11 protein-coding genes are annotated in these 14,838 nt (G+C 51.9%); 7 read left to right on the top strand and 4 right to left on the bottom strand.

The window, feature by feature from the left end; genetic code table 11:
- The first annotated feature begins 58 nt into the window (after positions 1 to 58).
- The 5 genes from CFI03_RS09820 (at position 59) to CFI03_RS09800 (ending at position 5,557) form a co-directional block, all read left to right on the top strand.
- Positions 59 to 868: an ABC transporter ATP-binding protein gene (locus tag CFI03_RS09820; protein ID WP_248757244.1), complete on the top strand. Its 810-nt coding sequence runs from the start codon at positions 59 to 61 to the stop codon at positions 866 to 868.
- A 26-nt stretch (positions 869 to 894) separates the two neighbouring features.
- Positions 895 to 1,713 (top strand): ABC transporter permease, encoded by an 819-nt coding sequence (locus CFI03_RS09815; RefSeq protein WP_127496070.1) that lies wholly within the window; start codon positions 895 to 897, stop codon positions 1,711 to 1,713.
- Between the two features lie 64 nt (positions 1,714 to 1,777).
- Positions 1,778 to 3,121: an LLM class flavin-dependent oxidoreductase gene (locus tag CFI03_RS09810; protein ID WP_248757243.1), complete on the top strand. Its 1,344-nt coding sequence runs from the start codon at positions 1,778 to 1,780 to the stop codon at positions 3,119 to 3,121.
- Positions 3,122 to 3,150: 29 nt separating this feature from the next.
- Positions 3,151 to 4,170 (top strand): ABC transporter substrate-binding protein, encoded by a 1,020-nt coding sequence (locus CFI03_RS09805; protein WP_248757242.1) that lies wholly within the window; start codon positions 3,151 to 3,153, stop codon positions 4,168 to 4,170.
- Between the two features lie 40 nt (positions 4,171 to 4,210).
- The gene (locus tag CFI03_RS09800; RefSeq protein WP_248757241.1) at positions 4,211 to 5,557 is read left to right on the top strand and encodes an LLM class flavin-dependent oxidoreductase; all 1,347 of its coding nucleotides are present in this window, start codon (positions 4,211 to 4,213) and stop codon (positions 5,555 to 5,557) included.
- A 246-nt stretch (positions 5,558 to 5,803) separates the two neighbouring features.
- Here CFI03_RS09800 and CFI03_RS09795 read toward each other — a convergent pair whose 3' ends face one another.
- Positions 5,804 to 6,715: an SDR family oxidoreductase gene (locus tag CFI03_RS09795; RefSeq protein WP_248757240.1), complete on the bottom strand. Its 912-nt coding sequence runs from the start codon at positions 6,713 to 6,715 to the stop codon at positions 5,804 to 5,806.
- Positions 6,716 to 6,825: 110 nt separating this feature from the next.
- Between CFI03_RS09795 and CFI03_RS09790 the strand changes: the two genes are divergently transcribed.
- A complete protein-coding gene (locus tag CFI03_RS09790; protein WP_248757239.1) occupies positions 6,826 to 7,785 on the top strand; it encodes a helix-turn-helix transcriptional regulator in 960 nt (319 codons plus the stop codon).
- A 44-nt stretch (positions 7,786 to 7,829) separates the two neighbouring features.
- On the opposite strand, the gene CFI03_RS09785 is transcribed toward CFI03_RS09790, so the two are convergent.
- The 3 genes from CFI03_RS09785 to katG form a co-directional block, all read right to left on the bottom strand.
- Positions 7,830 to 7,937 carry an RICIN domain-containing protein gene (locus tag CFI03_RS09785; protein ID WP_248757238.1) on the bottom strand — a complete coding sequence of 36 codons (108 nt, stop codon included), beginning with the start codon at positions 7,935 to 7,937 and terminating at the stop codon, positions 7,830 to 7,832.
- The gene (locus CFI03_RS09780; protein ID WP_248757237.1) at positions 7,924 to 9,453 is read right to left on the bottom strand and encodes a family 43 glycosylhydrolase; all 1,530 of its coding nucleotides are present in this window, start codon (positions 9,451 to 9,453) and stop codon (positions 7,924 to 7,926) included. Before CFI03_RS09780 ends, CFI03_RS09785 begins: the two co-directional genes overlap by 14 nt.
- Positions 9,454 to 9,686: 233 nt before the next feature.
- Complete coding sequence (katG, locus tag CFI03_RS09775; protein WP_283094471.1) at positions 9,687 to 11,873, bottom strand: catalase/peroxidase HPI; 2,187 nt, start codon at positions 11,871 to 11,873, stop codon at positions 9,687 to 9,689.
- A 353-nt stretch (positions 11,874 to 12,226) separates the two neighbouring features.
- On the opposite strand from katG, the gene CFI03_RS09770 reads away from it, so the two are divergent.
- A complete protein-coding gene (locus tag CFI03_RS09770) occupies positions 12,227 to 14,518 on the top strand; it encodes a helix-turn-helix domain-containing protein (protein WP_248757236.1) in 2,292 nt (763 codons plus the stop codon).
- Positions 14,519 to 14,838: the final 320 nt, after the last annotated feature.

Genomic DNA, 14,838 nt, shown 5'->3' with positions numbered 1-14,838 from the left:
CGTTGTGGTCGGCTGCGTTTTTTTGTTCTTTCCGGGTAAAAGAGAAAGGGTGAGAGAGATGCCGGCACTAGAAAAGCTTCGATTCGAGAATGTGGCAAAAAGCTTTATCGTGCGCGATCCGAAACAAAAAGGAGCGACACAACAATTTACGGCGGTTAAGGATTTGAGCTTTACCGTCAAGGAAGGCGAGTTTATTACCTTGGTAGGACCAAGCGGCTGCGGAAAATCAACCCTGCTTGATCTCATTAGCGGTCTGTCGCTTCCAACTAGCGGACGTATCTACATGGACGGGAAAGAAATTACCGGTCCCGGCCTCGACAGAGGGATTGTTTTTCAGCAATATGCTTTATTTCCTTGGAAGACGGCAAGAGGGAATATCGAGTTCGGACTGGAGGCAAAAGGCATCCCGAAGCATGAGCGGAGGGAATTGGCGGAGCATTTTCTGGCGTTGGTTGGACTAAGTGCCTTCGCTAACCGGTATCCCCATGAATTGTCCGGAGGCATGAAGCAGCGCGTAGCGATTGCCAGAAGCCTTGCTTTTAACCCGGATGTTCTGTTAATGGATGAACCGTTCGCGGCGCTTGACGCGCAGACCCGGGAAACCTTGCAAAGCGAGCTGCTTCGGATCTGGCAGAAAACGAAAAAAACGATTATTTTCATCACGCATGGCATTGACGAAGCGGTATACCTGGGAGAACGCGTTGTTGTTCTGACTCCCGGTCCGGGTACGGTGAAGAAGATCGTCGATATTCCCTTGAAGCACCGGCTGGATGATGCGGACATCCGCTCCAATCCGGAGTTTGTAAAAGCGCGGCACGAGGTATGGAGCTTATTGCATGAGCTGGAGTACCAAGGCGCGTACATCTAAGGGATTAACGAAAGGAGCGTATCGAAATGGAAAATGTAAAAGCGGTTCCTAGACCCTTGCAGACTAGAAAGATCAAGCTGGGCATTTCGCTTAATATCCGCAAGCTGTTCAAGCAGTCTATCGTCCTGATTCTACTGGCGCTGGTCTGGCAGTTTGCTCCCCTCGCGGGCTTCGCTGATCCGGCTTTCCTGCCCCCGTTCTCCGATGTCATTCAGGCGTTGTGGCATTTGATAGTGTCCGGCGAGCTGTTCCATCATTTTGCGGCGAGCATGATTCGTTCGTTAAGCGGATTTGCTCTGGCTCTTGTTATCGCCATTCCGTTAGGGCTTGCGATTGGCTGGTATCCACTTGCGAGGGAGCTGCTTAATCCGGTTATGGAATTGTTCCGCAACACGGCGGCGCTTGCTTTGCTTCCCGTGTTTATGCTCATCCTCGGCATCGGAGAGACATCCAAAATCGCCATCGTTTTGTTCGCCTGCACATGGCCGATTCTTCTGAACACGATCGCCGCCGTCGGCAACGTTGATCCGCTGCTGATCAAATCAGCCCGGTCCATGAATCTCTCGTCTTATAAGCTGTTCCTCAAAGTTATACTTCCGGCGTCGGTGCCTACGATCTTTACCGGAATCCGGATGGCGGGAACCGGAGCGATTCTCGTCCTTATCGCCGCCGAGATGGTAGGCGCCAAGGAAGGACTCGGCTACCTTATCACGTATTCCCAATATAACTTTCAAATCCCCGAAATGTTTGCCGGTATCCTCACGATCGCTTTGCTTGGCTTGTTGATTAATCAGGGACTAAGCGTGCTGGAACGTAAATTGTCCAAATGGAAGCAGCAAGTATAAACGAAGCGGATATTTTTTTACTTTAAAGTTGATTAAAAATATAGGAATACTAGGAGTGGTGAGTGTGACCAAAAAACAAATGAAGCTTGGAGCCTTCTTTAACCTGCCGGGCCATCATGTGGCCAGCTGGCGTTATCCGTCCACGGATCCTCGCCGGACCTTGGATCTGGAGTACTTAAAGGAGCTGGCGCAGACGGCGGAACGGGGCAAGTTCGATATGATTTTTTTCGCGGATATCCTTGGCCTCAAGCGCCTAGGCAACTTTGCTACCTCAACCATTAAGCTTGATCCGCTGATCATTATCTCGGCCCTTGCGGCAGTCACCCGGAATATCGGTCTGACGGCGACTCTTACGACCACTTATAACGAGCCGTTCCAGGTAGCGCGCAAGTTCGCGGCTATCGACCATTTATCCGGGGGACGCGCCGGCTGGAATGTAGTGACTTCGGGCAACGAGAAGGAGGCGCAGCTGTTCGGCAAGGAAAAGCATCTCGAACATGCTCGTCGCTACGAAAGGGCGGAAGAATTCGTTGAATTAACGAAGAAGCTCTGGTTCTCCATCGAAGAGGAAGCGCTTGTTATCGACAAGGAGAATGGCCGGTTCCTGGACGTTGACAAGGTGCACCCCGTTGATCACCAAGGGGGATGGTTTAAAGTACAAGGTCTGCTGGATGCTCCGTCGACGCCGCAAGGTTATCCCGTTATTGTGCAGGCGGGATCCTCGGAGGCGGGGAAAGAGCTTGCCGCGAAGACGGCCGAGGTCATATTTACCGCCTGGCAGACGCTGGAGGAAGCGCAGGCCTTCTACCGGGACGTAAAGGGACGCCTCGCCAAATACGGACGCCAGCCGGATGATCTGAAAATTATGCCGGGCGTGTTTATTACGGTCGCGCACACCGAAGCCGAAGCGATTGCGAAACGCAAGGAGTTAAACAGCTATATTTCGCCTGAGGTTGGTCTGGAGTACTTATCGAATTTTATCGGCGTCGACTTGAGCGGTTACGATGTGGATGCGCCGCTTCCGGAAAGCGGGGAGGACGAGGATAAGACAAACCCGCGAACCCGCACGAATATCATACGCGCACTTGCCGAGCGGGAAGGCTTAAGCACGCTGCGCGAGGTGTACGAATTTATCGCGGGTGCAAGGGGTCACCGGGAAATAGTAGGCACGCCCGCTCAGATTGCGGATCAGCTGGAGGAATGGTTCTTGAATGACGGAGCCGACGGGTTCAATATCATGCCGCCTACGTTCCCCGAAGGTTTAAACGACATTGTGGAGCTAGTTATTCCGGAGCTGCAGCGCCGAGGATTGTTCCGCACGGAATACGAAAGCCATACGTTGCGGGGGAATCTGGGCTTATCCGTTCCGGTTCATCCATACAGCAAGCAGCCGCAGCAATCGCATTAATAAATATGAAGAGGTCGGGAGAGGGTCTTATGAAGAAACGATTTACTCACGTTCATGCTTTTTTGTTAACGATGGGCTTAGTTAGCGCGCTGCTTGCAGGCTGCTCCGAGAGCAAAGCGAAGTCGGGGGAAGAAGACAAGGTGCTCCAGTACAATTCGGCGCCGGGAAGCGTATCGTTCCCTGAGCTGGCGAAGGATTTGGGGTATCTCGGCGATTTGGAGCTGGAATCGATCGGGAGCACGACGGGCGGACCGGAAAGCATTCAATTGACGGCAACGAAACAGATTGATTTCGGTTCGGCTTTTAACGGGGCGATAATCAAATCCATCTCGCAAAACGTAAAGATCAAATCCGTTATCGGCTCATACGGAAGCGATAAGAATACTTACATCGGCGCTTACGTGCGGGCAGACAGCCCGATTAAATCGCCGAAAGATTTTATAGGTAAGAAGGTTGGCGTCAATACGCTGGGAGCCCATTTGGAATTCGTAACGAAGGATTATTTAAGGAGAGGCGGCTTGACCGAAAAGGAAATCGAACAAGTGACGCTTGTGACGATTCCGTCCGCCAATGCCGAACAAATTTTGCGCAGCAAACAGATTGACGTTGTGCTTATGAGCGGTATCGCAAGAGACCGCGCCCTGGACAAAGGGGGCATTGTTGAGCTCTTTAAGGATACGGACGTCTACAAGACGGAGTTTACGGCAGGCGATTATTTCTTCCGGGAGGATTATATCAAGAAGAACACGGACACGGTGAGGCAGTTTGTTGAAGGCGTGGCCAAGGCGATCGAATGGGCGCGCACGACTCCGCGGGAAGAGGTCATTCAGCGGTTCGAAGCCATAATCAAAAAGCGCGATCCCAACGAGCCAACCGAAAATCTGAAATATTGGAAGAGCACCGGAATTGCGAAGGCCGGAGGCGTTATAACGCCGGGCGAATATCAGGTCTGGATTGATTGGCTCGTAGCTAACGGCGATTTGAAGAAAGGCCAGGTTAAGGCGGAAGACTTGTACACCAACGAGTTTAATTCCTACGCGAAGAAGTAAAGGAAAGCTTATTATATAAAGAAGAGATGGAGTGGTGAAGATGACGGTAAGACAAATGAAGCTTGGGGCTTTTATCATGCTGCCTGGACATCATGTGGCGAGCTGGAGACATCCGGATTCCGGAGCAGACCGCACCTTTGATCTGGCCTATTTGACGGAGATCGCCAAGACGGCGGAGCGGGCCAAGTTCGACATGATCTTTTTCGCGGACGGCTTTGGCTCCAATCTGAATGAGCATTCCAGCTCCGCGCTTAAGCTGGATCCGGTTGTTCTAATCTCGGCGCTAGCAGCCGTTACGGAGAAAATCGGGTTAGCCGCTACCTTAACGACCACTTATAACGAACCTTTCCATGTCGCTCGCAAGTTTGGTTCGATCAACCATTTGTCTGGCGGCCGCGCAGCCTGGAATGTCGTAACCTCCGCCAATGACAATGAATCCTACCTGTTTGGCAAGGATAAGCATCTGGAGCATGCAAGCCGGTACGAGCGGGCCGAGGAATTTGTTGAGCTTGTCCAGAAGCTGTGGCAATCCATCGGCGCCGATGCGCTTGTTATTGACAAGGAACAAGGACGTTTTCTTGATGTTGATAAAGTGCATCCCGTCGACCATGACGGAAAATGGTTCAAAGTAACGGGCACGCTTGATAATCCGGCCAGCCCGCATGGCAACCCGGTTATCGTGCAAGCCGGCTCATCCGAGTCCGGCAAGGAACTGGCAGCCAAGACGGCCGAGGTTATATTTACGGCCTGGCAGACGCTGGAGGAGGCGCAGGCTTTCTATCGGGACGTGAAAGGGCGGCTCGCCAAATACGGACGGGAAAAGGATGAGCTGAAAATTATGCCGGGCGTCTTCATTACGGTCGCCAGGACCGAAGAGGAAGCGCTGGCGAAGCAGAAGGAGCTGAACGGCTACATTCTTCCGGAGGTAGGTCTGGCATATCTGTCGGGCTTCACCAATATCGATTTGTCCGGTTACGATGTGGATGAGCCGCTGCCGGATATCAGCTCGATTGAAGACAAGACCAATCCGCGCATACGGTACAATATTATCCGGGATATTGCAAAGCGCGAGAATTTAACTTCGATCCGCGCCGTGTACGAACGGATTGCCGGCGCCCGCGGACACCGCGAGATCGTCGGAACGCCTTCGCAGATTGCCGATCAGCTGGAGGAATGGTTCCTGAATGAGGGAGCGGACGGCTTCAATATTATGTCGCCGTATTTCCCCGGCGGATTCGAAGATATTATCGAGCTCGTCGTTCCCGAGCTGCAGCGGCGGGGACTGTTCCGTACCGAATACGAGAGCGGCACGCTGCGCGGGAATCTAGGGCTGCCTCTTTCCGTGGCAAAGGCAGAGAAGGATGAAGCGGCAGTAGGGCCGGTTTAACAGCAACCTGCGCATTTGAATGTTCTTCCGATCGCCATTACTCCGGGATTCCTTTATCTATATTATTTAAGGTAGGAATCCCGAGAGTAAAAGCGAACGCTAGCGCTTCTCCAGAAACATTCAAAATGCTCCGGTTGTGTTTAACCTTGATTGGGAATAAAAAGAAGCCAATGCTTGTTAAACTGTTTGTATCATTTGAACGGATGAAATATATTGAGGCATTTTTTTTGCGTAAATATAAAAATGTTATCTATAACCAGTAGTATCCGCCGGCTTGCCAGCCTCGATAACTTCAACCAGATAAGGCATGCAGTTGGGCTGTGAACCATCCACGTCCGTGAAGCCGTACACCTGCGCAAGCTGGCCGCTTGACAGGGATTGTCCATTCCAGCGGCTTACTTCCGAATCTCCCGCAAGAGCAGCGACGGCACGTCCCACGTAGCGGGGCGATTCGGAAATAATAAAATGAGGATCCTCGGAAGCACCTTCCCTCCAGTTCTCCTCCGTCACCTTGAAAATTTCCAGCATGAGTTCGGAACGAAGCCAGCCGGGCGTCAAGGAAACAGCCGTGCATTCGTGGGGCTTCACTTCTTGAGCCAGCGCCCAAGCCATGCGATTGATGGAGTTTTTGACCAAATCGTAATACATCGACAATCTGTAATGATCCCGATTGTACTCGGCAGTTCCGTCCGTCATCTCGACAATCAGCCCGTTCTTGTTCTTAATGAGGAGAGGAAGAACGAAATGGCTCGTAATCAGATGAGTATCAATGGCGAGTCTCAGCATGCGCAGCCCCTTATCCAGCGAATGCTCCCATACCGGAGTATTCCATTCCACGAGATTTTCGCCGCCCCATATATCATTGACCAGAATATCAAGCCGTCCATGCTCCTGCTCAATGCGGTTCGCCAAAGCCTGCACCTGTTCGGGAATCAGATGATCCACCTGTACGGCAATTCCGTGTCCGCCCGCATTCGTAACTAGCTCCGCTGTTTCCTCAATGGTTTCCGGCCGGTTGTACTCGGATACTTGCGCCCGAGTCGTGCGCCCCGTGACATACACCGTTGCGCCTGCCGCTCCCAATTCAATGGCAATGCCACGCCCGGCTCCGCGCGTTCCTCCTGCTACCAGCGCGATTTTTCCATGCAAAGGTTTCATTTTGGTTGCCTCCTAAAAAGAATGGTGTTGCAATGGGTTGATTCTCTTTTCATTGTAAACTATAATGACGACATCTTTTGTCATATATAAATAAGCAAAGGTGAATGGATATGAGGGCAGACCGTCTGCTTAGTATTATGATTTTGCTCCAGAATAATGAAATATTAACGACCAAGGAGCTTGCCAAAAGACTTGAGGTGTCGGACAGGACTATTCTCCGCGACATGGATGCGCTTAGCCTTTCCGGCGTACCTGTTATAGCGGACCGGGGGAAAACAGGCGGTTGGAGATTGATGGATCATTTCCGGAGCTACTTAAGCGGTCTGAAGCTGGAGGATACAAAGGCTTTGTTTATTCTTCCCGCCGAACAAATGCTGAAGGATCTAGGCGTGGAGATAAAGGGACTCGATATCCGTCAGAAGCTGCTGGCTTCCTTGCCCGACTCCTCCAAAAGCGAAGCATTGCATTATATGGAGAAAATTTATATGGATACGGGAACGTGGAAGCCCGCCGAGGATAAGAATAAAGCTTTGCTAACGATTCAAAAAGCATTATGGGAGGACACCCGGCTCAAAATAACTTATCGGAAAGCCGATGGGACCAGTTCGGAAAGGACGGTAAGTCCTTTGGGGCTTGTGGCAAAAGGCAGCTCCTGGTATTTGGTAGCCATGAATGAAGACGGAGATTTCCGGAGCTTCAGGGTATCGAGAATTGCGAGGGCGGAAGCTACGGAAGAGTTGTTTTCCCGGCCTGACGATTTCGATCTTGGTGTATACTGGAAGCAGAGCAAGCTGGATTTTGCCGGTTCGCTTCCTTCCATAGAAATAAAGGTTCTTGCGGATCCGTCCATACTAGGCCGAATGGCCTTCACGGATCGGTTTGCAGAGAAGCTGGGCACGGCTACACCGGCTGTGGACGGTAAGGTCCCGGTAACGCTTCGCTTTAATACGGAGCAGGAAGTCGTGGAATATGTCCTTGGCTTTGGCGGCGCCATGATGCTGGAACAGCCGGACCATTTGATCGAAAAAATCGTACAGCAAGCAAAGGCCGTCCTTGCCATGTACGAATAGGAAAACGCAACCGGGAACGGTTGCGTTTTTTCTAATTTGACAACTTACTTGCGTATCAGCTGCCACGTTTGAGCGGCATTATTGTAGTCCTGCCAGATTTGAACGTTGGTGCCCGCCGCAGTTGCGCCGCCGGAGACGTCATGCCAAATCATCCCATATCTGCACATTCGCCCCGTCAGCCGTGCTTCCGCCCGCAACATCCAACGCCTTGCCGCTAATCGGATTAATCAGCTTGTATACAGCGCCGGAGATAACGGCCGGGCTAGCCGGGAACAGGTCGAAGCAATCAAGCTCGCCATAGCCGTCCCCTTTGGAGAAGCGGATTTTGTTCCAGCCTGCATTCAGCGTAAGGCGTGCGACCGAAGCTCCCCAGTTTTCCCAGCCTTTGTTCGCAATATATAGATTGCTGGAGCTTGTGTTATTAACCGTAAGAACCAAATAGGACCAATCCAGTCCCGTCGTCCCGTTACCTGTCCGGGCCGACATCACATAATCTCCCGCAGCCGCGGCGTAAACGTCGAATTCCACGTAACTGCTCGCCGTATCGATATGGCCGGCTTTGTTTCCGCCAGAACCGTTCTGGCTCGAGGAAGCGTAAGCGGCGCCTCCGAATACGCCTGCTTCGCCTTCATAACGGACGCGGCCCGTGTCTCCCGAAGGAATGGCGATTGGAGTATTCGGAGCTGCGGGCGCCCCGAGATTTGGCGTGTTGTCCGCGTTCCAGGTAAACTTTTGTGCCCGGATTTCCCTATTCCAGCCCGCGCCGGAGTACTTCGCCGTATGATAGACGATCCAGTCCTCCGTACCGTCGGGTGATGTCGTGAAGGAATGGTGGCCGGGGCCGTACAGACCGTTGCCTGATTGGAAGATCGGCTGGTTCCGTTTGGTCCAGGAGGAAGCTTGCAGCAGGTTGCTGCTCGTATTAGCCGTAACAAGGCCTAAGCAATAACCATCTGTCCAGCTTCCGCTTGCCGAATAGACAAGACTGATGACGCCGTTGCGGACGATGACTTGAGGTCCTTCGTTAACGGAAGGAGAGGTATTGGTTTCCCAGGAATAGGTCGGATGCGCAATTTCAACCCGGGCCGAGTCGATCGTCCACGGATTGCTCATATGGGCGATGTACAGTTTTTGCGAGACATTTGCTGTGCCTTCCCAGCCAGACCATATGAAATACAGATTGTTATTTACTTGCAGAACGGTTCCGTCGATTGCCCAACGGTTTGTAGAGTCGGTAATTTGTCCCTTGTTTAACCAAGTACCCGTCATTGGATCGGCGGAGGTATTCTCCAGAACGTACATCCGGTGATTATCGTTGTTGCCGTCATCCTTGGCGTAATAGATATACCAGGCTCCGTTGATGTAGTGAATTTCGGGAGCCCAGACATTGCAGCAGCCGGTAGAGATCACTCTTTTGGCGCCGGCGTCAACTCCGGTAAGCGAGCTGGATTTCCAGATCGTCACGTCGCCTCCCGTTGTTTTGGTGAAGTAATAGAAGCCGTCGGTATGCTTGTAGATCCACGGATCAGCGCCGTCTTGGAAAATCACGTTGTAAAAGTTGCTGCTTTGCGTTGAGGCAGTTGCGTTTGCCGCCACAGGCAGGACAAGCAGCAATACAAGGAACAGCATCAAGCTTTTGATACCGCTTACAAAAAACTTCGATTTCATTCATACACCAACCCTTCGATTTGAATGTGTTTTCACGTATAGTTAATCATTTCCAGTCATTGAGAAACAGGACGGGATTATAGATCATAGGGACATTTTTTTAGCCGGTGAGGCAAGGAAAGGGTGCATAGCAGGCAAAAAGCCTGCTGCATAGCGGCATGAGGCCCACGGCGGGCAAGCAAATGAAACAGCCTGCCCGAGATTCTCAGGCAGGCTGTTTATATTAGAAAGAATTAGTTCACCCGAAGATCGTAACGGTCCGCGTTCATGACCTTTACCCAAGCGGCAACAAAGTCGCGCACAAATTTTTCTTGGTTGTCGTCTTGCGCATACAATTCGGCAATCGCGCGAAGGATGGAGTTCGAGCCAAACACGAGATCCACTCTCGTTGCGGTACGGTCAACCCGGCCAGTCGTCCGGTTGCGGCCGTAATATACGCCGCCATCCCGAGGCTCCCAAGCAATGTTCATGTCGAGCAGCTTCACGAAGAAGTCGTTGGTAAGGGTGCCAACGCGATCGGTGAATACGCCATGCTGGGTGCCGCCGTGGTTGGTGCCCAGAACGCGAAGGCCGCCAACAAGGACTGTCATCTCCGGTGCAGTCAGGTTCAGCAGCTGAGCTTTGTCTACCAGAAGCTCTTCGGCGGATACGCTGTACGTCTTCTTCAGATAGTTGCGGAAGCCGTCGGCAACTGGCTCGAGCACCGCGAAGCTCTCTTCATCGGTTTGCTCCTGCGTGGCATCGCCGCGGCCAGGGGAGAATGGAACCGTAACGTTAAAGCCTGCCTCCTGCGCGGCTTTTTCGACTGCGGCACTGCCGCCAAGCACGATCAGGTCGGCGATGCTGACCTTCTTATCCAAGTCCTCTTGAATCCCTTCGAGGATCGTTATGACCTTAGTAAGCTGCTGCGGCTGATTGACTTCCCAATCCTGCTGCGGAGCAAGACGGATACGGGCTCCGTTGGCGCCGCCGCGCATATCCGAAATACGGAAGGTGCTGGCCGATGCCCAAGCCGTCGTCACCAGCTCGCTGATGGTGAGCCCCGAGTCGAGGATTTTCGTTTTCAGCTCGGCAATCTCTTCATCGGACAAGGTATAGTCAACGGCCGGTACAACATCCTGCCAGATCAGCTCTTCAGCCGGAACTTCAGGTCCGAGATACCTGTCGCGAGGTCCCATGTCGCGGTGAGTCAGCTTGAACCAAGCGCGGGCGAAAGCGTCCGCGAACTCTTCCGGATTCTGATGGTAACGGCGGGCGATTTTTTCGTATTCGGGATCAACGCGCAAAGCCATGTCGGCCGTAGTCATCATGGTTCGAACGCGGACGGATGCGTCTTCGGCGTCCGGCGCAAGATGATTCTCGTCAGGGTTGATAGCGACCCAAATATGCGCGCCCGCGGGGCTCTTCGACAGCTCCCATTCGTAACCGAACAGCATATCGAAAAAGCCGTTATCCCATTGTGTCGGATTTGGCGTCCAAGCGCCTTCAACGCCGCTTGTGATGGCATCGCGGCCTTTGCCTGAGCCATGCGTGCTCAGCCAGCCAAGACCTTGCGCTTCGAGAGGAGCCGCCTCAGGATCGGGACCAACTAGAGAAGCGTCGCCTGCTCCATGTGCCTTGCCGAAGGTATGTCCGCCGGCGACAAGCGCGACGGTTTCTTCATCGTTCATGCCCATGCGGCCGAACGTTTCCCGAATGTCGCGGGCGCTTCCGGCAGGATCCGGATTTCCGTTAGGACCTTCGGGATTCACGTAGATGAGGCCCATTTGCACGGCGGCAAGCGGATTTTCCAGATCGCGTTCGCCGGTGTAACGATTATCGCCCAGCCATTCTTTTTCATTACCCCAGTAAATATCTTCTTCCGGATGCCAGACGTCCGCTCGTCCGCCGCCAAATCCAAACGTTTTGCCGCCCATGGATTCAATCGCGACATTGCCTGTCAGAATCATCAGGTCTGCCCAGGATATTTTATTGCCGTACTTTTGCTTGATTGGCCAGAGCAGACGGCGGGCTTTATCCAGGTTACCGTTGTCCGGCCAGCTGTTGAGCGGAGCAAAGCGCTGCGTACCGCTGCCGGCACCGCCGCGTCCGTCGCCTGTCCGGTATGTACCCGCGGAGTGCCAAGCCATGCGGATAAAGAACGGGCCGTAATGTCCGTAATCGGCAGGCCACCATTCTTGGCTGTCCGTCATCAAATTGCGAAGATCCTGTTTAAGAGCCTGGTAGTCAAGCTTCTTGAATTCTTCGGCATAATCAAAGTCTTCACCCATAGGATTCGATTTTCTGTCATGCTGGTGCAGAATGTTAAGGTTCAGCTGATTGGGCCACCAATCTCTATTTGAAGTACCACTAGATTTGAAGCTTGTAGCGCTTCCATGCATCACCGGGCATTTACCTGCGTTAGGAACTGTAGCGTCCATCCAATCATCTCCTATTAGCTTAATTAAAGTAGCAAATGATAGAAAAAAATTTGCACTTATCCTCTTTATAAAACGTTATGAAACCGAAATCAATCCAAGTTATAAAAATTCATCCAATCTTCACGCAAATCTGATAATTTAAATGGATGAACGGAAAAAGAGGGACAAATAGAGGATATGAACGCCACATGAAAATTAGAATATCGAAATGAAATCTTAAACTTTTGCTGTCGAAACGGTTTCGAATCAAGGTGAGCCATGCTACAATGTAGGCAAGTAAACCGCTTTACTCATTTAGGCTAATGATTGTGACAACGCTTACATGCAGAGTCGGGCGCGGCAGGAGGAAAAACATGCTCAAGCTGAACAATTGGTATATACGACTGCTCGTTTCTTATTTTCCGATCCTGGTGCTGACCGTATCCATGATCATTTTCTTGTCTTTTATCGCAGTTAATGAGATATCCCGGTCAGAGACGGCCAAGGCAGACCGCATTACGACCGGCTATGTCGTAGACAGCGTGGAACGGTCCATTCATGAAGTGGAATTTAATGTGCTGGGGGAAGTCGAGTCGAACAAGAGCTATGCGGCTTATTTGAACGGTTCTTCCGAATCCACAACGATCAAATATAATGTGGTTCATAGCCTGCGGTCGCTGATTGAGGATAACGACCTGGTCGAATCGATTTATTTGTACAGGAAGTCGGATAATGTTGTCCTGACGTCCAGCGGCGAGACCGATTTGTCCGAGTTTGGCGACAGGGATTTCCTGAGCAAGGCGGAGGAATCCCGCGATTACAAGGGCTGGTCGGCAAGCCGCGAATTCAAGGAATACGACGGCTTGAAGCCGGTAAAGGTCATTTCGATGTACAAGGAGACGCCGCTGCCATTCGGCAAGGACGGCATCCTCGTGATTAACATCAATCTTTATAATGTCGGGCAGATGATCGGAAGCATGACGAACCACCAAGTATCGTTCATGCGGATTACCGATTCGGCCAAGCAGCCCGTGTATCCGGGAGATAACGGTACGGCTTCCGGCGGCAACGTGCTGACAACGATTGCCTCGCAGCCGCTTGGCTGGACCTTCGAGAGCGGTCTTCAAGCCGGGCATTTGATGAGTTGGGTTTCGGTTGTCTCTTATGTATGGGTTATTATCGCTGTCCTGACCTTTGGGGTTGCCATTGTTTATATTATTTGGGTAACCCGGCGGAATTATAAGCCGATCAGGCTAATGATGAACCGGATTCAAGCGCTGCACCTGCGGGGGAGCGACGGCACGGCGGTTAATCTCGATGATCTGACGATGATTGACCGCGCGCTCGAGAATCTCATCGTCCAATCCCGCGATCATGAGAAGGAGCAGCGCGAAAGCGTTGTGCTCCAGCGCAGGCAGCTGTTCAACGAGCTTATTAGCGGACAGCGCAGCGATCAGATGGTGGAACGGCTTCGCAGGCTGAATCTTTTGCCGGATAAAGGACGATTCGCGGTTATGGTCGCAAGGCTGAACAAGTACGAGGAATTCCAGGCGGATAATACGCTTCATGAGCAGAATGTATTAAAGTTCGCGCTTGGCAACGTGATGCAGGAGCTGGCGAATAACGAAGGCCTGCAAGGCTGGGGAGAATGGTCGGCATCCGACCGGATTACGTTCGTATTCGCTTCCGGCGACGGAGCTGTCGATTCCGACATGCTGACTCAGCTTCGCAAGACGGCTGCAGTGGCCAGGGAATGGGTAGAGGGACATTTGCGTTTTAACCTAGCTTTGGGCATTGGCTCCATCGTGAAAGACTGGAACGGAATAGACGGCTCCTATCGCGATGCGTTGAACGGCATGGAATACCAATTCGCGATAGGCCAAGAGGCGATTACGTTCAGCGGCGATATTCCTCGGGAGCAACCGCGCGGCATGTTCAATTACACGCAGCAATGTACCAATTGCGTGCAAGAATTCCGGCTGACCAATGAAAGCTGGCGGGATACGATCGAGCAGCTGTTCAAGCATTTCGAGACGGACGTCATGAAAGACGAAGATATTTTATCGTTAGTCCAGCTTTTCCTGCAGATGCTAAGCCGGGAGCTGAAGGAGCTGTCGGACACGCTGAACGAATGCTTGGACGAGGCCCGTATTTCGGAAGTGCTGGCAGGATTAAGAGGCGCGACAACGCTTAGCGAGATGAAAGAACAGCTTTCGGATTATTTGATACAAGTATATGATACGTATGTCGCGATGAGCCAGACCAAAGGCTATAAGACGATGATTACCGAGATTAGAGCTTATATCCAAGAGAACTTTGCCGATCCGGATTTGTCTCTCAAGCATTTAAGCGACAAGTTCGAAATATCCGGCAAATACGCCAGCCATTTGTTCAAGCTGGAGTACGATATGAAATTTGTTGATTTTCTCGTACAGCTGCGGATGCAGCAGGCGGAGCGTCTGCTCGCGGAAACGGACGAGACGGTGCAAAATATTGCCCTTCAGGTTGGTTATGCTAACTCTATAACGTTCGGACGGGTGTTCAAACGGTTGACGGGCGTAACGCCGGGCGAATTCCGCAAGCTGAAGATGCGTCCTTCAACAACTCTTATTGGCGCACAGGGCAATCGCGATGAGACCATTACGGATGATAAAGCTAACGATTAAATGATGAGGACAGCGGCGTTCCGGATAAAGCAATCTATTCGGACAGCCGTTGTTTTCTTTTTACAACGCAAAGTTTATCACGGGAAACGGCTTTATTACGGGCTTTTCGCGATACGGTTTATGTCGGGAAAATGATTTATTCTAAGCGTCAAAATCCTTATGGGGCAAGGCATTGGCGGAATGGTTTGCATCGTCGAAACTGGTTTATTGTCACTTTCCCGCAGTCCATGCCATACTGAGGGCACTTCCCAAACACGGGGCAGCAGCGATGCATGTAAGCGTGTTCAATAAATATCGCCCGGTGCAGGAAGCAAATCGAA

The sequence above is a fragment of the Paenibacillus sp. ATY16 genome (assembly GCF_003399985.2).
Classification (GTDB): domain Bacteria; phylum Bacillota; class Bacilli; order Paenibacillales; family Paenibacillaceae; genus Pristimantibacillus; species Pristimantibacillus glycanilyticus.
The sequence above is the reverse complement of the archived record's forward strand: the minus strand, read 5'-3'. Positions and strand labels throughout refer to the sequence as shown.